Source organism: Pseudomonas sp. PVC-5-1, from assembly GCF_057444345.1.
Genome location: NZ_CM172024.1, coordinates 893,995 through 917,623, shown reverse-complemented (window position 1 = coordinate 917,623; position 23,629 = coordinate 893,995). Strand labels below are relative to the sequence as shown.

The following is a 23,629-nucleotide window of genomic DNA, read 5'->3' as shown; positions in this document are numbered from 1 at the left end:
ATGTTCAACCTCGCACGGTTTTGCGCCCGCGTGAAAAGTGCTTTTCAAGCACGCGCGACAGCATTGAAAGAGGGAAGGCGATAACAAAATAGAAGAGTCCTACCAGCAGGAAGACATGCATTGGCAGGAAGGTTTCCGAAGCGATGGCCCGCGCGGCCAGCATCAACTCATCGGTGGCGATCAGAGCGCACAATGAGCTGTCCTTGAGGATCGACACGTAGGCGTTAAGCAGTGGTGGCAGTATGACGCGAATCACTTGCGGCAGGATGACGGTAGTAAACGCTCTGAGCGGCGTCAGTCCGATGGCGATAGCGGCTTCGCGCTGGCCGCGATGCAGCGAATCCAGGCCGCCACGAAGGATTTCCGCAACGTAAGCGGCACCCTGCAACCCCAGACCGATGGCCCCGGCCCAGTAGCCGGACAACGTCAACCCCAGGCTGGGCAATGCGAAATACAGGGCCAGCAGCAACGCCAGAAGAGGCACAGCGCGCATGCTCTGAATAAAGAACGCTGCCAGCCGTTTCAGGATGACACTCGGACTTCTCATCGCCCAGACCAACAACGCCCCCAGCACGACTGCCAGGGCGAACCCCACCAGGGACAATTCGGCAGTGATCCGTGCCCCGAGTAACAGGCGAGCACTCCAGTCGCTCCAGTACTCTGGGTACTGTTGAAAAAAGCTGATCATCGCGCGCTCCCAAAATGACGTTCGAGGCGAATGAATCCCACACCGATCGGTAGAATCATCGCGGCGTAGATGCACATCACAGCCAAATAGATCAGTGAAGTCTGGAAGGTGGATGTCACCAGATTGCGCGCAAGGAACATGATTTCCGGCACGGCGATGGCCGAGGCGATGGACGTGTCCTTGATCAATTGCGTGACGTAGTTGGCGAACGCTGGCAACGTCACGCGCAGGGCCTGGGGCAAGAGAATGCAGCGCAAAATCTGCATCCGGCTCAGCCCCACAGCCAACCCGGCTTCATGCTGACCGACATGCAGCGACTGCAAGCCGCTACGGAAAATATCGGCCAACACCGCGCTGCCCACCAGACTCAATCCAACGATGGCGGCCAGCCACGCGGGCAAGTTGATGCCAAGGTAGGAGAGACCGAAATAGATCAGGAACAAATGAGCCAGCGCAGGAACATTGCGCATCCACTCAATGAAACAGCCGATCACCCCATGCAACACCCGTGATCGACTGAACGTCAGCAACACCGCCAGCACTACCCCTCCGACACTCGCCAGCAGCAAGGTACATAGCGCGATTTCCAGGGCGGTGAGCGCGCCTTTGAACAACAGAGGCAGTAGCCCGACAAAGACCTCGAAGTTCGCCATCAAGCGCCCTCCATGACCATGCGCCCAAGAAAACTGCGGGTGCGCTCATGGCTTGGGTTGTCGATTACATGCGCCGAAGGCCCTTGCTCGATTATGTGTCCGCCATCCATGAAGATCACCCGATCCGCCACATCCCGAGCGAAGCGCACTTCATGGGTCACCATGATCATGGTGCGGCCCTCTTGCGCCAGCTCACGAATCACGGCCAGTACTTCCCCCACCAGTTCGGGGTCCAGTGCCGAGGTCGGCTCGTCGAACAGGATGACCTTCGGTTGTTGGGCCAACGCGCGGGCGATAGCGACTCGCTGTTGTTGTCCACCGGACAACTGCTCGGGGTAGACCTCGGCCTTATGCCGCAGATGGACTTTTTCCAGCATGGCATCGGCCAGCTCATAGGCCAGCTTTCGCGGCATACCCTGTGCCTTGATCGGCCCCAGCGCAACGTTGTCGCGTACGCTCAAATGTGGCCAGAGGTAAAAGAGCTGGAACACCATCGCGATCTCGCGACGCTGCGGAGCCATTTCCCGATCACTCATCAGACGTGTGCGTTTACCGTCCTTGACCTGGCCGATCAACTCATCCCCCAGCCAGATATCACCTCGAGTGGGTTTTTCCAGGTAATTGATGCAACGCAGGCACGTGGACTTTCCCGACCCGCTGGGGCCGATCAACGACAGGGTTTCCCCGGCTTTCAACTCCAGGTTGATCCCTTTGAGTACTTCCAGATCACCATAACTTTTGTGCAGGTCATGCACTCGCAGCAACGCAGGTTCGGACGGGGTCGACATCTTGGTTAACCTCTTTTTTTTATAGACATGGCGATGAACCGGCACCGGCTACCAGGCCGATTGATCCGCTCAAGCGCTTACTTGCAGCCGGGCAGTTTCCAATCCGCCGGACGGTCGACCCCCTGCCTCAGGTCCTTGCCTTCCGGCACATACCAGACATCCTGAGTCAGGCCGTAGCGGGCACCGATCTTGCGCATTTCACAGCTTTTCCAGAGGGTCTGGATCTGTTCGTTCACGGCAGCCACCAGCTGCGGGCTGGCCTCTTTGTTGAAGCCGTAAACCACCTGACCTAGCCCCGTCAGCAGTGGGAAATTCGGATCGTTGTCGGTGAAGGCGTTGAAACGCAGGTGCCACTGCTCGTTGCGAAAAATGGCGTATTGCATGACTGGAGGATCACCGATCACTGCATCGATGCGTCCGGCGAGAAGATCGCGCACCGCAGCATCGGAGGTGTCGTACAACGCAACTTGCAACCCTTCGATCTTGCGCATCTCTGGGATGAACGAGAAACCGGTGATGGTGCCGACCTTCTTGCCCTGCAAATCTTTGAGGCTGCTCCAGTTGGTCTTGTCGGTCTGGGTGATGCCGTTCTTGAAATAGTGAATCGGGTCACTCACGGTCATGATCTTCGCGCGCTGCTCGGTCCAGCCCATGGTGCCGGCCATGACATCCACGCGGTTAGCTTGTACCGAAGCGATGGTGCTGGCCCAGTCCATCAAGGCAGGCTTGACCTTCAAGCCCAGCTTCTCAGATATTTGTTGAAGGATTTCACCGTCATAGCCGACCATCCGGCTGTCTTGATAGCCGGTCCCCGGCATATCGCCAGTGAACGCGATAGTAAGGCTTCCAGGCTCTACCGTTTCCAGTGCGAATGCCGGCACCGAGGCCAGCATGGATACCAGCAAACCCGCGTAGATACCGGCAAAACGTCGAACGTTGGGCTTCTTCATCACGTGCTCCCAGATTGCTTTTTTTATGAACAGCATGGTGTTAGGCAGAAGCTCATCGTATGGTGATGATCGGGATAACTGGTTGGATGCTTTGCAGGAATGATTGAACATTTGCGACATTTCGGAGATGCACTGCCCAACGCCTCCAGCGCAAGCCTCGTGGAAGCGCTTGACAAGGGTCAGGCACGACATCCGCCAAGCCGACGCGGCGCCACCGAGTTGTCTATAGGTATCGTGCTATGGCCGCGCTTCCCCTTGCTGTCACTCTCGGGGCTCACCGATGCGTTACGACATGCTGCCGATACCGGCGATCAGAGCCGCCCGATACGATGCCAATGGAAAGTCCTCGGTACCCCTGGGCAAAGAGTCATTTCCAGTTGCGGGCTGGATGTACCCATCGACAGTGAACTCACCGACCCTCATCAATTCGATTACATCGTGGTGATTGGTGGGCTACTGGACTACCTGGAGGCAGCGCCGAAGACTTATCCGGCATTCCTGCATCAGGCAGCCGCCGCTGACGTACCTTTGATCGGCCTATGCACAGGCAGCTTCGTGCTCGCGCGACATAACCTGATGGAGGGACGTACTGCCTGTGTGCATGCCTACCATTGCGATGACTGGAAACGTCTGTTCCCACGATTGCGCTTTGTCAGCAACAGTGACTTCCTCATCGACAAGGATCGGATCACCTGCGCAGGTGGTATCTCGGTGATCGAGTTGGCCATCCATCTTATCGGGATGCATTGCGGCCCGGATCGGGCCGGCAAGGTCGTTCACCAGATGACAGTTGCGAAAAGCAGTTCTGGCAGTTTCGTCGATCGGCGCAAGGCACTCGGCTACGCCAGCTCTTCGAACAGGCGCCTGCACGAAGCCGTGATGCTGATGGAAAAGCACATGACCGAGCCTTTGGATATCGACGCGATCGCGAACCTTGTCGGTACCAGTAAACGGCAACTGGAGCGTCTGTTTGTCGCCGAAACCAGTAGTACTCCGGCCCAGTTCTATCGCCAGGTTCGACTCAGGTTTGGCCGCTGGCTGCTCATCAGCTCGGATCGACATATCGGAGAAATCGCTTTCGAATGCGGTTTTGCCGATGCTCCCCATTTCATTCGGCATTTCCAGAACCTGTTCGGCATGTCCCCCGGCAAATTGCGCAAAGAGCTGATGCGAAACGCGACCCCGACCAAGGGGGAAACAGTTTCATGAATAGTGAACATTGACCCGTCGCGGGGCAGAATATGACTTCCCCGCCCCTTGTGGGAGCGGGCTTGCCCGAGAAGTGGCCCGACCAGCCAGCACACAAGGACTTGCCATGCACCTGACCCACCGCCCCGTACGGCCCGACGATATCCCTGGAATCTGCAGCTTCCCGCAAAGCCCGGCCGAACTGTTCTACATGTTCCCCAAAGCCAAGTACCCTCTCTCCCCCGCCCAGCTGAACGATGCCATCGCCCAGCGCAGCGGCTCCACGGTGGTGGAGGGCAACGGCACGGTGCTGGCATTCGCCAACTTCTACAAGGCCGAACACGGCGGCGTGTGCGCCCTGGGCAACGTGGTCGTGGCCCACGCCGCACGCGGCCACGGCGTAGCGCGCTACCTGGTAACTACCATGATCGAACTGGCCCGCCAACAGTTCGCAGCCCGGGAGGTCTGGGTGTCGTGCTTCAACCACAACACAGCGGGCCTGCTGCTTTATCCACAGCTGGGCTTCGTGCCGTTCGGCATCGAGGAACGGCAGGCGTGGGATGGCTCGCGGGTGGCGTTAGTGCAGATGAAACAGGTGTTTATCCAACCCGGCTGAGCCAGCGAGGCACTGCATGGGGCTGGACGAGAAGATCCAAAATCCCTTGCAACAATCACACACAGAACCTTCGCCCTACCTCGACGTCGGATCCTGCATCTGCCAATTTTCGAGGTAGCCCGCGTGAAAGACATCATTGTCCGCAAGTACCGCCTGGCGGTGAAGACCATCGGCTATATCGGCTGGTCGCTGTTCTGGCTGCTGATCTGGGATGTGCTGGTCACCATCGATTTCATGCTGTTCTTCAACAGCAAGTTCACCCTGCCGTTGATCCCGCTGACCTTGCTTGGCTCGGCGCTGGTGGTGCTGGTGAGCTTTCGCAACAGCAGCGCCTACAACCGCTGGTGGGAAGCTCGCACATTGTGGGGGGCGTTGGTGAATAGTTCACGCAGTTTCGCGCGGCAGGCGCTGACGCTGATCGATGACCCGGATGATGGCCTGAACCCGATCAAGGCTACCCTGCTGCGCCGGCATATCGCCTATGTGAACTGCCTGGCGGCGCACCTGAAGGGCGAGCGCTGCCCGGATGAACTGATGGCATTCATTCCGCCAGCGGAATTCGAGCGGCGCAACCGCTCGAACAATTTCGCCAACGACATTTTGAGTGGTTCGGCGGCGTTGCTGGCGCGGGAGTACCAGGCCGGGCGGCTGGACAGCATTCGCCTGGCAAGGCTGGAATCGACGCTGGTGGACCTGTCCAATGCCCAAGGTGGCATGGAACGGATCGCCAATACGCCACTGCCCTACCCTTACGTGTATTTTCCGCGGCTGTTCATCACCCTGTTCTGCCTGATCGTACCGGTGGGGCTGGTGGAGTCGCTGGGCTGGTTCACGCCGCTGGCTTCGACGGTGGTGGGCTTCATGCTGCTGGCCATCGAGCGGATCGGGACGGATTTGCAGAGCCCGTTCAGGTTCAGTGAGCATCAGATCCAGATGGACAGCATTTGCGAGACGATCGAGCGGAATCTGGAGTCGATGCAGCGGGAGGCGCAGTGTGCCGGAGTTGTGGGTGCCTGAGGGATTTTGGGGCTGCGTTGCAGCCCATCGCGACACAAGGCCGCTCCTACAAGGGGCCGCGCAAGCATCAAAGGCGGCACTTTGCCTGTAGGAGCGGCCTTGTGTCGCGATAGGGCCGCAACGCGGCCCCGGCTATCTGTCAGGCCCGCACATAGCGCTGGCGCAACACATCACTCAACGCATCCACCAGCAACACCAGCACCAGCATCCCCATGATCACCGTGCTGGCCTGGGCCTCCTGGAACAGGCTCAAGGTGGTGTACAGCATCTGCCCCAACCCACCCGCACCGACAAACCCCAGAACGCTGGCCATGCGGATATTGTTCTCCCACCGATACAGGCTATAAGCCAGCAACTGCGGCCACAGATTGGGCAAGGTGCCAAAGCAGAATGCCGCCACCTGGCTACCGCCCTGCAAGCGGATGGCCGCCGCCGGCTCCGGCGGTGCGTTCTCCAGCGCCTCGGCAAACAGCCGCCCCAACACGCCAGCGGTGTGCAGCGCCAACGCCAGCGTACCGGCATTCGGCCCAAGCCCGGCAGCCAGCACCGTCAGCGCGGCCCACACCAGTTCCGGGATGGCCCGCAGGGCATTCAGCAACAACCGCGCACAGGCCTGCAGCGGCCAACCGAACCGGCCAGCGGCCGGCAGCGCCAACAGCATGCCCAGCAGCATGGCCAACAAGGTGCCCAGGCCGGACATGGCCAAGGTTTCCAGCGCCCCATGCGCTACCGCGCGCAGGTGCCCGGCAGACAGGTCCGGGTGCAGAAAACGCCCGGCATACTCGCCCATCTGCCCCAGCCCGCCGTTGCCGACCAGCGCTTGCAGGTCCAGCTCCAGGTATGCGAACGAGGCCATCACTGCAGCCACGATAGCGCCGAGCACCAGCCAGTTGATGACCCGGTTCATGCAAGCCTCCAGCGCAGGAAGCGGCTAAGCAGGTCGGCCAGCATCACCAGGACCAGGAACGTCAGCAGCATGCTTGCCACTTCCGCTCCAGCGAACATGCGCATCGACAGGTCGATCTGCTGCCCCAGCCCGCCAGCACCGACAAAGCCCATCACCACCGAGGCGCGTACCGCGCACTCCCAACGGTACACGGTGTAGGACACCACTTCGGACACCGCACTGGGCAGGATGCCGTAGAAAAACGCAGCCAGGCGGCCACTGCCCGCTTGCAGCAAGGCATGCGCCGGGCGCTGGTCGACCGACTCGAAGATCTCGGCATAGACCTTGCCGAGCATGCCACTGTAGGTGATGGCAATGGCCAGTACGCCCGCCGTAGGCCCCAGCCCCACGGCCCGCACGAACAGCAACGCCCAGACGATTTCCGGCACACTGCGCAGGAAAATCAGCAACCAGCGCACCGGCAGGCGCAGCAACCGCGACCATAACCCGGCGCGACCGCCACGGGAGGCTGCGCGCAGCGACAGGGCACGGCTGGCCAGCAACCCGGCAGGGACCGCCAGCAGCAACGCCAACGCCATGCCGGCCGTGGCCACGGCCAGGGTCTGCAGGGTGGCTTCATACAGCAGCGAAAGGAAGTCGGCATCGTGTGCCGGTGGCCAGAAGGCACTGGTGAAACTGGCGATCTGCTGGCGGTTCTCTGCCTGCAGCAGCACCCCGGGGTTCAGTTCGCTCAACCGGATGCCAGGCCATAGCACCGCCACCGCCAGCAGGGTCAGCAGCAACCGCGGCAGCAGCGCCGGGTCGCGGGCATCAAGCTTCAGCATCGCGGAATCTGCACGGTCAGGGTCGGCCCCTGGCTTGGCGGTGAAGCCAGTTGTTCGTTGGCGTACAGCGCATCCAGCAACTGCTCGGTCACCGCTTGCGCCGGGCAGTCGAACGCCACCTGCCCTTCGCGGATACCAATCACCCGCGGGAAGTGCGCCAGCGCCAGGTCCACGGCATGCAGGCTCGCCACCAGGGTGACGCCATTGGCCTGTGCGTGGCGGTTGAGCAAGGCCAGACTGTGGTCAGCCAGCACCGGGTCCATGGCCGACACCGGCTCGTCGGTCAACAAGACCTGCGGCCGCTGGTACAGCGCCCGGGCAATGCCCACACGCTGCAACTGGCCACCGGACAATTGCCCGCACTGTACGAAGAGTTTGTCGGCCAACCCCAGCTCGGCCAGTGCCTGGCGCGCCCCCGGCACATCGCAGGGGTACAGCAGGTTGAACAGGCCACGCAGCATGCCCCACTGCCCCAGGCGGCCGGCCAGCACTGCCGTCACCACCCGCTGGCGCGGCGGCAAGGGCGGTGCCTGATGCACCAGGCCTACCCGCGCACGCAGGCGCTGGCGGGCTCTGGAGGACAACGCCCATGGCTGCTCGCCGAGCAGTTCCAGGCGCCCGCTGCTGGGCTGGACGGCGGTCGCCATCAGGTGCAGCAAGCTGGACTTGCCCGCCCCCGACGGGCCTATGATGGCGACGCGCTCGCCCTGGCCGATGCTCAGGCTCACGGCATCGAGCGCACGCACCTGGCCATGGCGCAGCCCGGCCTCGTGCAGATGGATCGCCACATTGGAAGCCACTGTCGATATCACTTGAGCAGGCCGGCCTCGCGCGCAGCCTGCTCGGTGCCCACGTAGTTCTCAGGTTTGGTCTCGATGAAGCGGCTGGCCGCCTGCAGGTCGAGGATCGCCTTGTGCTCCGGGTTGGCCGGGTCGAGGCCGAGGAAGGCTTTCTTGATCTTCTCTTTCAGCGCCGGGTCCATGTTGCCGCGCACGGTCCAGTTGTAGTCGAAGTAGGTCGGGGTGGTGGCGAACACCTTCACCTTGGCGGTATCGACCTTGCCGGCATCCACCAGCTTCTGCCAAACGCTGGCATTGAGCACGCCGCCATCGACCTTGCCGGCCTGCACCCAGGCCACGGTGGCATCGTGGGCGCCGGAGTAGGCAACGCGACCGAAGTAGTCTTCAGGCTTGATGTTGTCCTGCTTGAGCATGAAGTAACGCGGCATCAGGCTGCCCGAAGTGGAGGAAATGGAACCGAAGGCAAACGACTTGCCCTTGAGGTCGGCCAGGCTCTTCACATCAGGGTTGGCGGTGATGAATTTGGAAGTGAACTGCGCATCCTGTTCACGCTGCACCAGCGGCGTGGCGGCAGGGTCCTTCAAGTGCACCTGTACGAAGGTGAAGCCCCCCAGCCAGGCCAGGTCCAGGCGGTTGGAAGCCAGCGATTCGACTACCGCCGGGTAATCGGCCACCGGCACGAACTTCACCTCCATGCCCAATTGCTTGGCCAGGTACTCGCCCAACGGTTTGAACTTGCGCTGCAGTTCGGTCGGTGCTTCGTCAGGGATGGCGCTGACCCGCAGAGTGTCGGCGGCCTGGGCGACAACGGCACAGCAAGACAGCACGAGGCCGGCGGCGAGCGCCAGAGGGCGTTTGAGCATGGGGTGTTCTCCGGTTCAATAGCGGGGAAATGTCGGCCTATACGCCGACGACGGGAATTATAAGAGGCGCAGGCGCAAAGGCCAGCTTTGCTACAATCGCGCATCAAATTGACCTCCTGAGGTGCACATGAGCGAGCCGATTCGCCTGACCCAGTACAGCCATGGTGCCGGCTGTGGCTGCAAGATATCCCCCAAGGTGCTGGATGTGATCCTCGCAGAAAGCGGCACCCAGGCTCTGGACCCGAAACTGTGGGTAGGCAACGCCTCGCGCGACGACGCTGCCGTGTACGCGCTGGATGACGAGCGCGGCGTGGTCTCGACCACCGACTTCTTCATGCCGATCGTCGATGACCCGTACGACTTCGGCCGTATCGCCGCCACCAACGCCATCAGCGACATCTACGCCATGGGCGGCGACCCGCTGATGGCCATTGCCATTCTCGGCTGGCCGGTCAACGCGCTGCCACCGGAAGTGGCCCGCGAAGTGATCCGCGGCGGCCGTGCGGTATGCGCCGAAGCCGGTATCCCGCTGGCCGGCGGCCACTCCATCGACGCCCCCGAGCCGATCTTCGGCCTGGCCGTCACCGGCGTGGTCAGCAAGCGTCACCTCAAGCGCAACGACACCGCCAGCGCAGGCTGCCGCTTGTACCTGACCAAGCCACTGGGTATCGGCATCCTCACCACCGCCGAGAAAAAGGCCAAGCTGCGCCCCCAAGACCAGGGCCTTGCCCGCGACTGGATGTGCACCCTCAACACCCCCGGCAGCCGCTTCGGCAAGCTTGACGGGGTCAAGGCCATGACCGACGTCACCGGTTTCGGCCTGCTCGGCCACCTTGTGGAACTGGCCGAGGGCAGTGGCGTTACCGCGCACCTGGACTATGCTGCCGTCCCGCGCCTGCCCAGCGTCGACCACTACCTGGCCGAGGGCTGCATCCCCGGCGGTACCCTGCGCAACTTCGACAGCTACGGCCACAAGATCGGCGCCCTGAGCGACGACCAGAAGCATCTGCTGTGCGACCCCCAGACCAGTGGCGGCTTGCTGGTGGCGGTTACCCCGGAAGGTGAAGCCGAGTTCCTGGCGGTGGCCGCCGAACTGGGCCTGCAACTGGCGCCAATCGGCAAGCTGGTCGAGCGACAGAGCCACGCGGTCGAGGTGATCTGATGCGCCCCGACTGCACCGACTTCCGCCGGTTGTTCCTCGACAACGTGCCGATGATGGACATGCGTGCACCTGTCGAATTTGCCAAGGGTGCCTTCCCGGGTGCCGTCAACCTGCCGCTGATGAATGACCAGGAGCGGCAGAAGGTCGGCACCTGCTACAAGCAGAAGGGCCAGGATGAAGCCATCGCTCTGGGCCATAAGCTGGTCAGCGGTGAAATCAAGCAGGAACGTCTGGAGGCCTGGGCAAAGTTCACCAAGGATCACCCGGAAGGCTACCTGTACTGCTTCCGTGGCGGCCTGCGCTCCCATCTTGTGCAGAAAGTGCTGCGCGATGAGAAGGGCATCCACTACCCCCTCGTCGAGGGCGGCTACAAGGCTATGCGCCACTTCCTGCTGGAGACTACCCAACAGGCGGTCGCGCAATGTGATTTCGTGCTCGTGGGCGGCCTGACCGGCACCGGCAAGACCGATGTGCTGCACCTGCTGGACAACGCGCTGGACCTGGAGGGCTACGCCAACCATCGCGGTTCCAGCTTTGGCAAGCGCGCCACTGCACAGCCAGCGCAGATCGACTTCGAGAACAGGCTGGCCATAGACGTGTTGAAAAAACGCGCCCGGGATATCGAGCAGTTCGTGCTGGAAGACGAAGGCCGAATCGTGGGCAGCTGCACCGTACCGCTGGAGTTGTACCAGGGCATGCAGCAATACCCGCTGGTGTGGCTGGAAGACAGTTTGGCCAACCGCGTGGAGCGTATCCTGCGCGACTACGTGATCGACCTGAGCGCCGAGTTCGTCACCCTGCATGGTGAAGAAGATGGCCGGCGGCTATTTGCCGAGACACTTCTGCAGAGCATGGGCAGGATTCAAAAGCGCCTCGGCGGCGAGCGCCATCAGCGGCTGTCGGAAATCCTGCGCCAGGCGCTGGACGAGCAGCAGCGCAGTGGTTCGGTGGAGTTGCACCGGGTCTTCATCGAAAGCTTGCTGAGCGAGTATTACGACCCGATGTATGCCTACCAGCGTGCAGCGAAAGCAGAGCGTATCGAGTTTGCCGGGGATGCGGTGGAAGTGCGCGAGTACCTCAAGGCCCGAGCGCTGCGCGAACCGCGCAAGTAAAAACGGGGCCGCTTCGCGCCCCATCGCCGGCAAGCCAGCTCCCACAGGTATTGCACTGCCTGACAGGGCATGCGTTCCCTGTGGGAGCTGGCTTGCCGGCGATAGGGCCAGTACAGACAACCTCACTGCCCAGGGCTGAGCACCCGCTCCAGCTCCGCCGCCCGGTCGCGGGTCATGTCCATCACACAGGTCCCACCTTCCAGCTGTGCCATGGTCCCGCCACTGGCCTGCACATGGAACCCGCAATTGCCATCGCGGTAGGCAAGCCACTTGCGCTGCACATCACGCAGGCTCTTCTGCTGCCCGGCATCCAGCTTGCCCATCAATTGCTTGTACACCCGGTTCAAACGCTGGTCCTGCAAATGCGTCTCGGCCCGAATGCACTCGCTCATGGCCACGGTACTGGACGCCTTGTCCATGCACTGCCCGTATCCCGGCGTGTAGTCATCCGCCTGGGCCAGCGGCAGCACACAGGCCAATGCCAGGCCCGTCAGGTAATGCTTGGTCATAAACTCTCCTTGTGGGCATCACAGCGTCTGCGGCTGTTCCGGCGGCATCAGCACCTTGCCCGGCTCGAAGCGCAGCGACGGCATCTGCGTTGCCGCATAAAACATCACGCCAAGCGCCGCGATCAACACCACATCCAGCCAGCTCCAGCCCGGCATGTCGTCGGCGCTGCGTGCCCTCCAGCAATGCCAGACCTGGCCCATGCAAAACACCACCATCGCCGCCAGCCACAGGTAGAAACCGGCACCAAAACCGGTCAGGTCATGGAACTCATAGCTCTGATTGTCCGGCAGGCGGTCAATTCCAAAGCTGCTGGCCGCCAGATACACAGCCACCAGCCCGACCAGCAATGCCAGCCGGCGAAAGCGTCGATGGGCAAGGACCGCCAGGGCCAGCAGCGGGTTGGCAAACCACTGGTACAACCCGAAGGGCATACCCCAAGGCCCGTACAACAGCATCTGCAGGGCCGGCATGTGGCGGTCACCACTCATCAGCGCGCCGTCGAAGAACAGTGCGAGCAGGTAAAGCAGCAGGCTGGCGCTCAGGTAGAAAACTGGCAAGAGATTTACTTCCTATGCAACCGGGGGCTCTAGCAGAAGGCCATAAATACCCGAATCGGACAACTCACCGGCAACGCACCAACGCGCACGCAATGTGCCTTCCAGCACAAAGCCCTGGCGCTCCAGAGTGCGTGCCGAACCTTGGTTGCGCGGGTCGATCTCGCCCTCCAGGCGGCGCATGTGCAGGGTGTGGGCGAGGTAATCGATGAAGCAGGTCAGTGCTTCGTCCATGTAACCCCTGCCCTGCACCGCGCTGGCCAGGCAGTAGCCGATTTCACCACGGCGAGAGACATCGTCGATATTGAACAGCTGGACCATACCGATCAGTTCGCCGTTATCACGGCGGTACATGCCAAGCTTGAGCTGGTCACCATTGGCATAGGCTTCGCGGTCGGCGGCCAGGGCGCTTTCGGCTTCGGCCAGGTCTTGCCAAGGTGCATGGTGCCAATAGCGCATGACCTCGGGGTCGGCCATGATCGCCAGCCATTGCGCGGCATCGGCATGGCGCATGGGGCGCAATTGCAGACGCGGGCTGTCGAGGCAGAGGTCACTGGGGAAACTGCGGGGTGGGGTCACGCCGGATCTCCTGTCCATTGCTGGGGAGATGACAGTTTAACGTCAAGCGATCGGTTCAAGCATCCCGGGGCTGCTGCGCAGCCCTATCGCCGGCAAGCCAGGCTCCCACAGGTACACCACAGGCCAGGAGCCTTGCACTATACCTGTGGGAGCCTGGCTTGCCGGCGATGGGCCGCAAAGCGGCCCCAAAAATCGTTCAGGCGCCCCGATTCAAGCCCATTTCCATGTCATTGATCAGCGCCTTGGCCATGGCACTGAGAATGCGCGCCGCGCTGCCAGCGATCTTGTCGCCCTCCATCTCGGCCTCTTCGTTCAAATGCTTGATACAGCCGATCAGCACCGACAATTCATCGAATGCCAGATCAAGCGGGACGTTCGGTTCTACCCGGTACAGCTCGAGGAACTTCTCCACGCCTGCGGTGGTGCGGGATTTGAGGTGATTGCTCATGATGAACTCCAAATGTGTGCTGAAGGCAGCCACCTCGATCCTTCTCACAGATTTGGGCGGCAGCCGTGCGCGAGGTGAGAAGCCCGTGTTGGAGTCACCACGGTCAGGCCGAAGCCTGCACGCGCACAGCTGCCATAAGCTGACAAGAGGACTACCAACGACGAGTTCTCACACTCGCTCGCCTTCTGGGCGAACGGTGAAGTTAACGCTGTGGAATTTCCCTGCCTATCAGACGGCAACCGACTGAGCTCGTAGGATAATTCCCAATGCCCGGCCACCTGAAGCATTTGGTTTCAGGTTCAGAATCTTCTTACAGCTGATGGCCTCTTCGCGGGCACGCCCGCTCCCACAGGGACCGCACAGTGTTTGAGTCCTGTGCAGTACCTGTGGGAGCGGGCGTGCCCGCGAAGAGGCCGACAAAGGCAACCTGGATGAATCAGGCCACCTCAGCCCCATCATCCGGCCAATGCGGTTCGTTGGCCCCGGGCGGGGTCAGTGGTGGCAGGCCATACGCCGCCCGCGCATCGTCGCAGCTGGGGTTATGCACCCCACCCTCCCACGACGCCTCGAACTCGCGGCAGGGGCTGGAACGGTTGGCATAGATGGTGCAAGCCACTTCCTGGCCGATCTCGCCCTGCAGGCTGATGCAGCGGCAGGGTTTGGCATCGGTGCCGATCATGGCAACACGGGTGGGGTTGATCTGTACCACCAGGTCGTCCGGCACAAGGCCCCCGGCGGACTGGCATTCGCCCCAGAAAAAGGACACACGGAAGTACCCGCAGCAGGCGCCGCAGTCAAGGCAAGGGTTGTATTCGGACATGATGGCACGGAGGGAAGGTTGTTGTTATCGGGGCTGGCCCGCGGCGCCATTTTCAATCCAAGCCGGGGCGGCTGGATAGAGGGGAATGCAAAAAATATTTGCCGCTGATCCGGCAATTGAACACGGGCGACCAACGACTTCCCCGGCCGCCCGTTCAAGTCAGCGTAATGCCTTGTAGGTGGCGACATCCCAGCGTTGCAGGCCAAGGCCCTCGGTCGGCTCATAGCCATCACCACACACCTTGCTGAAGTGAATGCAGGTCTCGCCGCAATACACCAAGCGGTCGTCATCTTCGCCCTCGGTAAGTACGGTATACGACTCGCTACGCATGGCCTTGTAACGCCCTTCGGCAGCGGCCATGACCATGTGATATCGCATCAACTGCTCGTCGCTCAGGAACAGGCGCCTGTCCAGTTGCACACCCCAGCGGGTCAGGCAGACCTCGGCAAAATGACGAACGATCAATCCCGGCTCCGCCAGTACCTTGCCATCACTCGCACCGTCGATGGAGGCGTTGCCCACCAGCGTGGCGTGGCGGCCTGGTATCGGGTAGATGCATATCCGTGTACCCGGTTTGACCGAAGGGATCACACAGGCAAAGCCTTTGGATCGCTCGTCCCGCGAATAGAAACCCACATACTCGCAGACATTGCCCGCCAAGGTTACCCGCTGGCTTTGCAGGTTACCGATGCCCGGCACCGGGTCGATGGCGAAGATATTCACAGGTATGTCCCGCAATACAGGGTCCTGCGCCATGGCGTTGGCCAGCATGTGGCAACTGATCCCTCCCCTGCTCCAACCCACCAGGTTCACCTGGGTCGGCAAGCGCGGCTTGCGGAACAGGTTGATGATGCGCTCTTGCAGCTCCTGTGGCGTCGGGTGGCGTTCGCCGTAGTCATAGGTGCGCCAGAACCAGGAAGCTGTAGAGGTGGCATCCGGGATCGGAACCCCGACCTCCTTCAGCCGCTCGTATTCTTCCTCGCTCAGCTTGGTGCGCTGCCAACTGCTTTCGCCTTTGATCACCTTCAGCACATGGTTGACGTTCTCTTCCCAGCCGCTGCCGAACAACTGGCCGCTCCAGTTGAAATAACCACCGGGCTCGACGAACAGATTGTCATCCTGCAGGTTGCCGCTGCCGGGGCCGTCAACGGCAATCCAGTGAGCGAACTCGCGGCCCTGGTCATTGCTGGCCAGGGTCGAGACCAGCTCACCATTCCAGAAGTTGGGGTTGGCATCGTCGAAGCGGTGGGAGCCGGTGCCGCAGAAATAGGCGGTGAAGACACTCATCTTTCGGGTCTCTGAAGTGAGAAATGAGTGCAGAAAAATAGTTATCTGGGTAGCTGTAGAGCAGTAGGAAAGCTGCTCCTACAGGTACGGCGCAGGCCGTGCGGCATGTGCCGTACCTGTAGACATGGGGGCTTACTTACGAGTCAGGCCATCAGCCCGGAACATCTGCCGGATCCCGCGAATCGCCTGGCGAATACGATCCTGGTTCTCGATCAGGGCAAAACGCACATGGTCATCACCATAATCACCAAAACCGATCCCCGGCGACACACAAACCTTGGCTTCGGCCAGCAGTTTCTTGGAAAACTCCAGCGAGCCCAGGTGCGCATACTCCGGCGGGATCTTCGCCCATACGTACATCGAAGCCTTGGGGTTCTCGACCATCCAGCCCAGCTCGTGCAGCCCTTTCACCAGCAGGTTGCGGCGCTGGCGGTACTGCTCGGCAATGTCTCGTACGCACTGCTGGTCGCCTTCCAGTGCTGCAATGGCAGCCACCTGCAGCGGGGTGAACGTGCCGTAGTCGTGGTAGCTCTTGATCCGCGCCAAGGCACTGACCAACTCGGGGTTGCCGACCATGAAGCCGATCCGCCAGCCGGCCATGTTGTAGCTCTTGGACAGGGTGAAGAACTCCACCGCGATGTCCTTGGCCCCCGGCACCTGCATGATCGACGGGGCCTTCCAGCCATCGTAGACGATGTCGGCATAGGCCAGGTCATGGACCACCAGCACGCCATACTGCTTGGCCAGGGCCACCACGCGCTCGAAGAAGTCCAGCTCCACGCACTGAGCGGTGGGGTTGGACGGGAAGCCGAGGATCATCATCTTCGGCTTGGGGATCGACTCGCGGATGGCCCGCTCAAGTTCGTTGAAAAAGTCCACGCCCGGCACCAGCGGTACCGAACGCACCTGGGCACCGGCGATCACCGCCCCGTAGATATGGATCGGGTAGCTGGGGTTGGGCACCAGCACCGTGTCGCCCTGGTCGAGGGTAGCCAGCATCAGGTGCGCCAGGCCTTCCTTCGAGCCGATGGTGACGATGGCTTCGCTTTCCGGGTCGATGTCGACCTCGTAGCGTTCCTTGTACCAGTTGGAGATGGCCCGACGCAGGCGCGGGATGCCGCGAGAGGTGGAGTAGCCGTGGGTATCTTCACGCTGGGCGACCTGCACCAGCTTCTCGACGATGTGCGGCGGGGTGGCGCCATCGGGGTTGCCCATGCTCAGGTCGATGATGTCCTCGCCACGGCGGCGGGCGGCCATCTTGAGCTCGGCAGTGATGTTGAAGACGTAAGGGGGCAGACGATCGATGCGCGCAAAGCGGCGCGGCGAACCTGGGTTGGCCATGGCTTCCTCTGAGTACGTAAGCGCCCGGAACCGTCCGAGCGACGCTGGCCGATATGGCGGCCTGGATCAGAAGATAATGCCGATACAGGATGTCTGTAAAGGACAATTTCCTGTTTTTATAGATCTTTTCAGATGTATTTTTTGAAAATAAGAAATTTATATTCTGCGGTGCCGGCCTCGTTCGCGGGCTTGCCCGCTCCCACAGGATTACTCACTTGTCCCGAGACCTGCGCCGTACCTGTGGGAGCGGGCGAGCCCGCGAACGAGGCCGGCACAGAAAAACGCCCATAAAAAAACCCGGCACAGTGGCCGGGCTTTTTCGTGAAACAGGCAGCAGTATCAGCGTGCGTATGTCATCAGCACGTCCGCAGCGGTCTGGCTGTCCACACCCATCATCACGCTCAGGGCAGTGACGGTGAGGATGGAGAAGCCGAACACCTTGCGCGCCCACTTACTGTCGTCCTCGGCCTTGTAGCCAGCCCAGGCCATGTACAGCCAGTACAGGCCCATGGCTGCTGCCACGGCCAGATAGCCGAGGCCGGCGTAACCGCCGAGGGTAAGCATCAGGGTTGCGAGCACGAAAGCCAGCACGTACAGCACGATCTGCTTCTTCGCCGCGAGGATGCCACGTGCCACCGGCAGGACCGGAATGTTGGCAGCGCTGTAATCCTTGAAGCGGAAGATCGCGATTGCGAAGCTGTGCGGCATCTGCCACAGGCTGAACATCACCAGCAGGGTAAATGCAGCCAGGTCGAAGCTGTTGCTCACGGCGCAATAGCCGATCACCGGAGGCATGGCACCAGACAGGCTGCCGACCAAGGTGCCGTGCACCGATTTACGCTTCAGCCACAGGCTGTAGAAACCGACGTAGACGATGAAGCCGATCAGCGCACAGAACGCCGACAGCGGGTTGGCCTGGACATACAGCAGGCTGAAACCCGCCACCCCGAGCAGGGTGGCGTAGATCAGCGCGAGGGGCAGCGACATGCCGCCCTGGACCATGACGCGGTTCTTGGTGCGCTCCATCTTGTGGTCGATGTCACGGTCGATGCAGTTGTTGAACACGCATCCGGACGCAACCACCAGCGAAGTACCGATCACCACCGCCAGGAACAGGGCGAAATCCACATGGCCCTTCGAGGCAAGGAAGAAACCGCCTGCCACGGAAAGCACGTTACCGAAAATGATCCCCGGTTTGGTGATTTGGATAAAGTGCTTAACGGACATGCAGTCTTACCTCACTTGGCCAACATTTCGAAGTGGATGCTGAACATGATCCACAGCGACAGGCCGACAAGCAGAGCGATCACCAGGGTGGTGAACAGGAACGTCGAAACGTTGTTGCGTTGCTCTTTCGAGCGGTCCATGTGCAGGAAGTACACGAGGTGCACTACTACCTGGATCACGGCCATGGCAACAATGATCAGAACGGTCAGGTTCTTCGGCAGGCTTGGCGACATGGCCAGGCCGAACGGGATCGCAGTCAGGATGATCGACAGGATGAAGCCGATCATGTACGACTTGACGCTGCCGTGGTTACCTTCGTGATGAGTGTCGTGTGCGTTAGCCATTACAGAACTCCCAGCAGGTAGACGACGGTGAATACGCAGATCCAGACCACGTCCAGGAAGTGCCAGAACAGGCTCAGGCAGCTCATGCGGGTCTTGGCGGTCGGCGTGATGCCGTGCTTGTTGATCTGGTACATCATGATTGCCATCCAGATCAGGCCGGCGGTCACGTGCAGACCGTGGGTACCTACCAGGGCGAAGAAGCCCGACAGGAAACCACTGCGGTTCGGGCCGTAGCCCTCGGCGATCAGGTGATGGAATTCGTAGATTTCCATCGCGATGAAGCCTGCACCGAACAGGAAGGTCACAGCCAACCAGCCCAGTACGCCAGCTTTCTTGCCGTCGAACATCTTCAGCATGGCGAAGCCGAAGGTGATCGAGGACAGCAGCAGGAACAGCGTTTCAACAGCTACGAAATCGAGCTGGAAGATGTCATGACCCGACGGGCCGCCGGCAAAACTGCCGGACAGCACCGCGTAGGTGGCGAAGAGCGACGCAAACAGGATGCAGTCGGTCATCAGGTACAGCCAGAAACCGAGTACGGTCATCTGGCCCGAGTCGTGGTGGTGGTCGTCATGCCCATGGTCGTGACCATGAGCAGCACCGTGCATTACTTGACTGGACATTGATTACACCCGCTCAAACGATTCGACACGTGCGCCGGCAGGCAGAGCACCTGCTTTGGCCAGCGCTTTCATGCGCTCGCCTTCGATGCGCGCCACTTCTTCGGCCGGAACCATGTAGCCCTGGTCGTCACGCGCAGCGTGGCGAACGAAGACAGCGATGGTTGCAACCAGGCTCGCGCCAACCAGCCACCAGATGTGCCAGATGAAGGCGAAGCCGAAGACGGTCAGGAACAGGCCCATGAACAAACCGGTGGAGGTGTTGCTCGGCATGTGGATCGCTTCGTACTTGGCCGCAGGCTTGTAGGCAACACCGGCTTCCTTGGCTTCGTGCCAGGCGTCCAGGCCAACCTTCTCAGGCATGTGGGCGAAGTTGTAGAACGGAGGTGGCGACGAAGTCGACCATTCCAGGGTACGACCGCCCCATGGGTCGCCGGTCACGTCCAGGTTCTGGTTGCGGTCGCGAACCGATACGTACAGCTGGATCAGCTGGCAGGCGATACCGAACAGGATCAGCACGGCGCCGACAACGGCTACGTACAGGTAGGGTTCCCACAGTGGGTTGTCGGAGTGGTTCAGACGACGAGTCATGCCCATGAAGCCCAGGGCATACAGCGGCATGAACGCTACGTAGAAGCCCGAGATCCAGAACCAGAAGGCAGCCTTGCCCCACTTCTCGTTCAGGGTGAAACCAAAGGCTTTCGGGAACCAGTAGGCGAAGCCGGCGATGTAGCCGAATACCGCACCACCGATGATCACGTTGTGGAAGTGAGCAATTACGAACAGGCTGTTGTGCAGCACGAAGTCAGCACCTGGAACAGCCAGCAGAACACCAGTCATGCCACCGATGGAGAAGGTGATCATGAAGCCCAGGGTCCACATGATCGGCGCGGTGAAGCGCAGACGGCCCTGGTAGATGGTGAACAGCCAGTTGAACAGCTTCACACCGGTCGGAATGGAGATCAGCATCGTCGCCAGGCCGAAGAAGGTGTTGACGCTGGCGCCGGCACCCATGGTGAAGAAGTGGTGCAGCCATACAGCGAAGCCCAGCACGGCGATGGCGCCCGATGCGTAGATCATCGAGTGGTGGCCGAACAGACGCTTGCCTGCGAAGGTGGAGGTAACTTCCGAGAACACACCGAAGGCCGGCAGGATCAGGATGTAAACCTCAGGGTGACCCCATGCCCAGAACAGGTTGACGTACATCATCGGGTTCCCACCAAGCTCGTTGGTGAAGATGTGGAAGTCCAGATAACGGTCAACAGTCAGCAGAGCGAGTGCAGCGGTCAGGATCGGGAAGGAAGCCACGATCAGCACGTTGGCCCAGGTGCAGGTCCAGGTGAAGATCGGCATGTCCATCAGTTTCATGCCAGGTGCGCGCATCTTCATCACGGTGACGAGGAAGTTCACGCCGGTAAGCGTCGTACCCAGGCCTGAGAGCTGTAGCGCCCAGATGTAGTAGTCGACACCCACCCCAGGGCTGTACTGAATGCCCGCGAGCGGCGGATAGGCAACCCAGCCGGTCTTGGCGAATTCACCAACGCCCAGCGAGATGTTGACCAGCAGCACGCCTGCCAGCAGCAGGTAGAAGCTCAGGGAGTTCAGGAACGGGAAGGCAACGTCACGTGCACCGATCTGCAGAGGAACCGCCAGGTTCATCAGGCCGGTGAAGAACGGCATCGCCATGAAGATGATCATGATCACACCGTGAGCGGTGAAGATCTGGTCATAGTGTTCAGGCGGCAGGTAGCCTTCGGAGCCACCGGTAGCGGCAGCCAGCTGGGTACGCATCATGATGGCGTCGGCAAAGCCGCGCAGCAGCATGACCATCGCGACGATGATGTACATCACCCCGATTTTCTTGTGGTCGACAGTCGTCAACCACTCGCTCCACAAGTAGGTCCACTTGCGGAAGTAGGTGATAGCACCGACGACAGCGATACCACCGAGCGCGATCATGGCAAGCGTCACCATGACTATCGGCTCGTGATAGGGTATCGCCTCCAGGCTTAGTTTACCGAACATCTCTTACTCCTCTGCACCGGCAGCTGGTTGCATACTCGATTCCACACCCTTGGTAGTGGCCAGATCTTTGCTGCCTGCTTCTTCGTGGCTCGGACGACCGCGGTTCATGCCTTCGTACTTGTCGACGATCAGCTGGAACTGGTCAGGCGAAGCCTCGCTATACAGCGCGACTGGGTTGTTTTCGCTTGGTTTGGCCAAGGCGTCGTATTCGGCCTTGTCCAGCTTCTTCGGCGACTGCTTGACCTCGGCGACCCACTTGTCGAAGTCTTCCTGAGAGGTGGCAGTAGCCTTGAATTTCATGCCGGTGAAGCCAGCACCGCTGTAGTTGGCGCTGATACCGTCGAACTCGCCGTTTTCGTTGGCGATCAGGTGCAGCTTGGTGGTCATGCCGGCCATGGCGTAGATCTGGCCGCCCAGGCCCGGGATGAAGAACGAGTTCATCACGGCGTCGGAAGTGACGCGGAAGTTGACCGGAGTGTTAGCCGGGAAGACGATCTTGTTGACCGTGGCAATGCCCTGCTCCGGGTAGATGAACAGCCATTTCCAGTCCAGTGCGACCACGTCGATCTGCACCGGCTTCACATCGGAATCCAGCGGACGGTACGGGTCCAGCTTGTGGGTGGAGTGGTAGGTGAAGTAGCCCAGGGCGATGATGATCAGGATCGGGATGATCCACACCGCGGCTTCGATCTTGGTCGAGTGCGACCAGTCGGGGGTGTAGGTGGCAGCCTTGTTGGAAGCACGGTACTTCCAGGCGAAAACCACGGTCATGATAATGACAGGAATCACCACCAGCAGCATCAGACCGGTAGCGATCAGGATCAGGTTCTTTTGCTCAATGCCGACCTGACCTTTCGGGTCGAGCAGGGTCCAGTTGCACCCACTGAGTAAAAGCATGCCTAAAAAGGGCAATATGCCAAACAGTCTGGGGTAACGCTTTTTACTCATCTCACGACCTCTAGATCAGCTTGCTTCAATGCAATTTGTGTTTTGGTAGCCAGCACTTCGTCCTGCCAAGTGAGGCATTTCGCGCCCGTACTCGCTCCTGCCCGGGGTCCGACTGCAGGACCTTGGCGTCAAGCGGGTTAGCGGTGCTTATGGTTTCGTAGGCAACAGGCCTGTACTTCAGACCAAGTCCATTTGGTGCGGGAAAACGCGGAGGGGGATCCGCCCGGTATCGCCGTTGGGCGAAACTTGACGAAGTCAGCAAAAAGGAGCGCTGAGGCTTCCTTCAATCCTGCGACTCGCAAGCAGTGCCGAACGGAAATTGGGGGCGATTGTAGATAGGTCGCCAACCCTTGACTATGACTTATTGAGCAACAGTCCTTTACAGAATCTGCAACAATACCGCTCAAAAATTCAACTTCGCGACAGTTTGTCGCACCCCGCTTGATAGGCCCCAAAGCCGCATTCTGCAAGGCCTCCGGGTTGATCTGGATCAAGCGGTGAGCGAATTTTCCCTCTTCTCATGCGGCGTAAAAGACCACATGCCATTCGGTACTTTTGTCTAAGCCTGGCGTCGGTTGCGATAGATCCCGAGCGGAACCAGTACAGCCGTAAGGACGAACGCCACCAGTGCCCATTGCGCCAGCGACAGACCGAGGATCGGCGGGTACGGCGTGCTGCAGAAGCCATCGACCTGGAACACCAGCGGCCAGAGCTTGGCCAGCGGCAGGTCGTCCACGATCGGCTGCAAGGTGTCGATGCCGCAACTGACCATGGGGTTGGCGAGTATATACACATGGTTGCCGGCCGCAACGATTCCGCCGATGGCGCTGAGCACCACCAGTGCCTCGAAGAAGGTGAGGCTACGGCGCCCGGGCATGGCCGCAGCAATGAAGGCGAACACGGCGATGAACAACAGCGCATAACGTTGCAGGATGCACAGCGGGCATGGTGCCTCGCCCAGGACTATCTGCATGTAGAGGGCGCCACCAATCAGCGAAATGCAGATCAGGCCCAACAGTACCAGAAAGCGCCGTTCCCGATTCAGGCGCGATGTTTGTTCGTTCATTGCCGGTTCCTTCGATGGATAGTGGCAGCGTGATCTGCCTGCCTGGCGCAATTCTACACGCTGGGCAGGGCCTTTGACGTGCCGAGGAAGCGGCGTGATAAGGCTGCGCGGGGCTATCCGGTGTGGCTGAGACCGGCCGCAACGACGTCGGTTCAACGCCGGGCGGCAAAAAAGCGGCTGACCGGGTGCCGCGCAGGAGCAAGCCCCTCGACACCCGGGAGTGAAGGATACCGTGATTAAAGGAGGATTAAAGATGAAAGCTGCGCAGCCGCTTTCATCTCTCCTTTATATA

At 60.7% G+C, this 23,629-nt stretch carries 26 protein-coding genes; 5 read left to right on the top strand and 21 right to left on the bottom strand.

Annotated elements, in window-relative coordinates:
• Nucleotides 1-4: 4 nt before the first annotated feature.
• From AC2T3R_RS04210 to AC2T3R_RS04195, 4 genes are all read right to left on the bottom strand, one after another.
• A complete protein-coding gene (locus tag AC2T3R_RS04210; protein WP_013971002.1) occupies nt 5-688 on the bottom strand; it encodes an amino acid ABC transporter permease in 684 nt (227 codons plus the stop codon).
• Complete coding sequence (locus AC2T3R_RS04205) at nt 685-1,341, bottom strand: amino acid ABC transporter permease (RefSeq protein ID WP_013971001.1); 657 nt, start codon at nt 1,339-1,341, stop codon at nt 685-687. Before AC2T3R_RS04205 ends, AC2T3R_RS04210 begins: the two co-directional genes overlap by 4 nt.
• Nucleotides 1,341-2,129 carry an amino acid ABC transporter ATP-binding protein gene (locus tag AC2T3R_RS04200; protein ID WP_410952901.1) on the bottom strand — a complete coding sequence of 263 codons (789 nt, stop codon included), beginning with the start codon at nt 2,127-2,129 and terminating at the stop codon, nt 1,341-1,343. Before AC2T3R_RS04200 ends, AC2T3R_RS04205 begins: the two co-directional genes overlap by 1 nt.
• 77 nt (nt 2,130-2,206) lie before the next feature.
• The gene (locus AC2T3R_RS04195; RefSeq protein WP_087503072.1) at nt 2,207-3,079 is read right to left on the bottom strand and encodes a substrate-binding periplasmic protein; all 873 of its coding nucleotides are present in this window, start codon (nt 3,077-3,079) and stop codon (nt 2,207-2,209) included.
• Between the two features lie 99 nt (nt 3,080-3,178).
• Between AC2T3R_RS04195 and AC2T3R_RS04190 the strand changes: the two genes are divergently transcribed.
• The 3 genes from AC2T3R_RS04190 to AC2T3R_RS04180 all read left to right on the top strand — a co-directional run bounded on the left by AC2T3R_RS04190 (nt 3,179) and on the right by AC2T3R_RS04180 (nt 5,900).
• Nucleotides 3,179-4,288, top strand: coding sequence for a GlxA family transcriptional regulator (locus tag AC2T3R_RS04190; protein ID WP_410952899.1), 1,110 nt, complete (start codon nt 3,179-3,181; stop codon nt 4,286-4,288).
• Between the two features lie 106 nt (nt 4,289-4,394).
• Nucleotides 4,395-4,883, top strand: a complete 489-nt coding sequence (locus AC2T3R_RS04185) for a GNAT family N-acetyltransferase (protein WP_023662836.1) — start codon at nt 4,395-4,397, stop codon at nt 4,881-4,883.
• Nucleotides 4,884-5,006: 123 nt separating this feature from the next.
• Nucleotides 5,007-5,900, top strand: coding sequence for a bestrophin family protein (locus AC2T3R_RS04180; protein WP_410952898.1), 894 nt, complete (start codon nt 5,007-5,009; stop codon nt 5,898-5,900).
• Nucleotides 5,901-6,039: 139 nt separating this feature from the next.
• On the opposite strand, the gene phnE is transcribed toward AC2T3R_RS04180, so the two are convergent.
• Genes phnE through AC2T3R_RS04160 form a run of 4 tightly spaced genes read right to left on the bottom strand, consistent with a single transcriptional unit; the run spans nt 6,040 to nt 9,294 of the window.
• Entirely contained in the window at nt 6,040-6,807 is a 768-nt protein-coding gene (gene phnE, locus AC2T3R_RS04175) for a phosphonate ABC transporter, permease protein PhnE (protein ID WP_015269003.1), read from the bottom strand.
• Entirely contained in the window at nt 6,804-7,631 is an 828-nt protein-coding gene (locus AC2T3R_RS04170; protein ID WP_075043819.1) for a PhnE/PtxC family ABC transporter permease, read from the bottom strand. Before AC2T3R_RS04170 ends, phnE begins: the two co-directional genes overlap by 4 nt.
• Nucleotides 7,625-8,419, bottom strand: a complete 795-nt coding sequence (locus AC2T3R_RS04165; protein WP_486745263.1) for a phosphonate ABC transporter ATP-binding protein — start codon at nt 8,417-8,419, stop codon at nt 7,625-7,627. Before AC2T3R_RS04165 ends, AC2T3R_RS04170 begins: the two co-directional genes overlap by 7 nt.
• A 20-nt stretch (nt 8,420-8,439) precedes the next feature.
• Nucleotides 8,440-9,294 (bottom strand): putative selenate ABC transporter substrate-binding protein, encoded by an 855-nt coding sequence (locus tag AC2T3R_RS04160; RefSeq protein ID WP_025337756.1) that lies wholly within the window; start codon nt 9,292-9,294, stop codon nt 8,440-8,442.
• Between the two features lie 127 nt (nt 9,295-9,421).
• Here AC2T3R_RS04160 and selD point away from each other — a divergent pair, with 127 nt between their 5' ends.
• Both selD and mnmH read left to right on the top strand, forming a co-directional pair.
• Nucleotides 9,422-10,456, top strand: coding sequence for a selenide, water dikinase SelD (gene selD, locus AC2T3R_RS04155; RefSeq protein WP_410952895.1), 1,035 nt, complete (start codon nt 9,422-9,424; stop codon nt 10,454-10,456).
• A complete protein-coding gene (mnmH, locus tag AC2T3R_RS04150; RefSeq protein ID WP_486744684.1) occupies nt 10,456-11,568 on the top strand; it encodes a tRNA 2-selenouridine(34) synthase MnmH in 1,113 nt (370 codons plus the stop codon). Before selD ends, mnmH begins: the two co-directional genes overlap by 1 nt.
• Nucleotides 11,569-11,690: 122 nt before the next feature.
• Here mnmH and AC2T3R_RS04145 read toward each other — a convergent pair whose 3' ends face one another.
• From AC2T3R_RS04145 to AC2T3R_RS04085, 13 genes are all read right to left on the bottom strand, one after another.
• A complete protein-coding gene (locus tag AC2T3R_RS04145) occupies nt 11,691-12,077 on the bottom strand; it encodes a lysozyme inhibitor LprI family protein (RefSeq protein ID WP_486744683.1) in 387 nt (128 codons plus the stop codon).
• A gap of 18 nt (nt 12,078-12,095) precedes the next feature.
• Entirely contained in the window at nt 12,096-12,635 is a 540-nt protein-coding gene (locus AC2T3R_RS04140) for a hypothetical protein (RefSeq protein ID WP_486744682.1), read from the bottom strand.
• Nucleotides 12,636-12,647: 12 nt separating this feature from the next.
• Nucleotides 12,648-13,211 (bottom strand): GNAT family N-acetyltransferase, encoded by a 564-nt coding sequence (locus AC2T3R_RS04135; RefSeq protein ID WP_012270565.1) that lies wholly within the window; start codon nt 13,209-13,211, stop codon nt 12,648-12,650.
• Between the two features lie 196 nt (nt 13,212-13,407).
• Nucleotides 13,408-13,659 carry a DUF3077 domain-containing protein gene (locus AC2T3R_RS04130; RefSeq protein WP_085691851.1) on the bottom strand — a complete coding sequence of 84 codons (252 nt, stop codon included), beginning with the start codon at nt 13,657-13,659 and terminating at the stop codon, nt 13,408-13,410.
• A gap of 436 nt (nt 13,660-14,095) precedes the next feature.
• On the bottom strand, nt 14,096-14,479 hold the full coding sequence (locus AC2T3R_RS04125; RefSeq protein ID WP_003259127.1) for a YkgJ family cysteine cluster protein: 384 nt from the start codon (nt 14,477-14,479) through the stop codon (nt 14,096-14,098).
• Between the two features lie 159 nt (nt 14,480-14,638).
• Nucleotides 14,639-15,766: a hypothetical protein gene (locus AC2T3R_RS04120; RefSeq protein WP_486744681.1), complete on the bottom strand. Its 1,128-nt coding sequence runs from the start codon at nt 15,764-15,766 to the stop codon at nt 14,639-14,641.
• Between the two features lie 132 nt (nt 15,767-15,898).
• A complete protein-coding gene (gene alaC, locus AC2T3R_RS04115; protein WP_013970982.1) occupies nt 15,899-17,107 on the bottom strand; it encodes an alanine transaminase in 1,209 nt (402 codons plus the stop codon).
• 339 nt (nt 17,108-17,446) lie between these two features.
• Nucleotides 17,447-18,334, bottom strand: coding sequence for a heme o synthase (gene cyoE, locus AC2T3R_RS04110; RefSeq protein WP_013970981.1), 888 nt, complete (start codon nt 18,332-18,334; stop codon nt 17,447-17,449).
• 11 nt (nt 18,335-18,345) lie between these two features.
• Nucleotides 18,346-18,678, bottom strand: a complete 333-nt coding sequence (cyoD, locus tag AC2T3R_RS04105) for a cytochrome o ubiquinol oxidase subunit IV (protein WP_003259128.1) — start codon at nt 18,676-18,678, stop codon at nt 18,346-18,348.
• Nucleotides 18,678-19,301, bottom strand: coding sequence for a cytochrome o ubiquinol oxidase subunit III (gene cyoC, locus AC2T3R_RS04100; protein ID WP_023661242.1), 624 nt, complete (start codon nt 19,299-19,301; stop codon nt 18,678-18,680). Before cyoC ends, cyoD begins: the two co-directional genes overlap by 1 nt.
• Before the next feature lie 3 nt (nt 19,302-19,304).
• A complete protein-coding gene (gene cyoB / locus AC2T3R_RS04095; protein ID WP_013970980.1) occupies nt 19,305-21,323 on the bottom strand; it encodes a cytochrome o ubiquinol oxidase subunit I in 2,019 nt (672 codons plus the stop codon).
• A gap of 3 nt (nt 21,324-21,326) precedes the next feature.
• A complete protein-coding gene (gene cyoA, locus AC2T3R_RS04090; protein WP_015268993.1) occupies nt 21,327-22,271 on the bottom strand; it encodes a ubiquinol oxidase subunit II in 945 nt (314 codons plus the stop codon).
• 559 nt (nt 22,272-22,830) lie between these two features.
• Nucleotides 22,831-23,337 (bottom strand): disulfide bond formation protein B, encoded by a 507-nt coding sequence (locus AC2T3R_RS04085; RefSeq protein ID WP_039613829.1) that lies wholly within the window; start codon nt 23,335-23,337, stop codon nt 22,831-22,833.
• Between the last annotated feature and the right edge of the window lie 292 nt (nt 23,338-23,629).

Coding starts and splice junctions, on each gene's coding strand:
- AC2T3R_RS04190 (WP_410952899.1), top strand. CDS start 3,179: ATGATTGAACATTTGCGACATTTCGGAGATGCACTGCCCAACGCCTCC.
- cyoB (WP_013970980.1), bottom strand. CDS start 21,323: ATGTTCGGTAAACTAAGCCTGGAGGCGATACCCTATCACGAGCCGATA.
- AC2T3R_RS04125 (WP_003259127.1), bottom strand. CDS start 14,479: ATGTCCGAATACAACCCTTGCCTTGACTGCGGCGCCTGCTGCGGGTAC.
- AC2T3R_RS04170 (WP_075043819.1), bottom strand. CDS start 7,631: ATGCTGAAGCTTGATGCCCGCGACCCGGCGCTGCTGCCGCGGTTGCTG.
- AC2T3R_RS04130 (WP_085691851.1), bottom strand. CDS start 13,659: ATGAGCAATCACCTCAAATCCCGCACCACCGCAGGCGTGGAGAAGTTC.
- AC2T3R_RS04145 (WP_486744683.1), bottom strand. CDS start 12,077: ATGACCAAGCATTACCTGACGGGCCTGGCATTGGCCTGTGTGCTGCCG.
- alaC (WP_013970982.1), bottom strand. CDS start 17,107: ATGGCCAACCCAGGTTCGCCGCGCCGCTTTGCGCGCATCGATCGTCTG.
- AC2T3R_RS04085 (WP_039613829.1), bottom strand. CDS start 23,337: ATGAACGAACAAACATCGCGCCTGAATCGGGAACGGCGCTTTCTGGTA.
- AC2T3R_RS04210 (WP_013971002.1), bottom strand. CDS start 688: ATGATCAGCTTTTTTCAACAGTACCCAGAGTACTGGAGCGACTGGAGT.
- AC2T3R_RS04195 (WP_087503072.1), bottom strand. CDS start 3,079: ATGAAGAAGCCCAACGTTCGACGTTTTGCCGGTATCTACGCGGGTTTG.
- selD (WP_410952895.1), top strand. CDS start 9,422: ATGAGCGAGCCGATTCGCCTGACCCAGTACAGCCATGGTGCCGGCTGT.
- phnE (WP_015269003.1), bottom strand. CDS start 6,807: ATGAACCGGGTCATCAACTGGCTGGTGCTCGGCGCTATCGTGGCTGCA.
- mnmH (WP_486744684.1), top strand. CDS start 10,456: ATGCGCCCCGACTGCACCGACTTCCGCCGGTTGTTCCTCGACAACGTG.
- AC2T3R_RS04120 (WP_486744681.1), bottom strand. CDS start 15,766: ATGAGTGTCTTCACCGCCTATTTCTGCGGCACCGGCTCCCACCGCTTC.
- cyoC (WP_023661242.1), bottom strand. CDS start 19,301: ATGTCCAGTCAAGTAATGCACGGTGCTGCTCATGGTCACGACCATGGG.
- cyoD (WP_003259128.1), bottom strand. CDS start 18,678: ATGGCTAACGCACACGACACTCATCACGAAGGTAACCACGGCAGCGTC.
- AC2T3R_RS04160 (WP_025337756.1), bottom strand. CDS start 9,294: ATGCTCAAACGCCCTCTGGCGCTCGCCGCCGGCCTCGTGCTGTCTTGC.
- cyoE (WP_013970981.1), bottom strand. CDS start 18,334: ATGTCCGTTAAGCACTTTATCCAAATCACCAAACCGGGGATCATTTTC.
- AC2T3R_RS04200 (WP_410952901.1), bottom strand. CDS start 2,129: ATGTCGACCCCGTCCGAACCTGCGTTGCTGCGAGTGCATGACCTGCAC.
- AC2T3R_RS04185 (WP_023662836.1), top strand. CDS start 4,395: ATGCACCTGACCCACCGCCCCGTACGGCCCGACGATATCCCTGGAATC.
- cyoA (WP_015268993.1), bottom strand. CDS start 22,271: ATGAGTAAAAAGCGTTACCCCAGACTGTTTGGCATATTGCCCTTTTTA.
- AC2T3R_RS04205 (WP_013971001.1), bottom strand. CDS start 1,341: ATGGCGAACTTCGAGGTCTTTGTCGGGCTACTGCCTCTGTTGTTCAAA.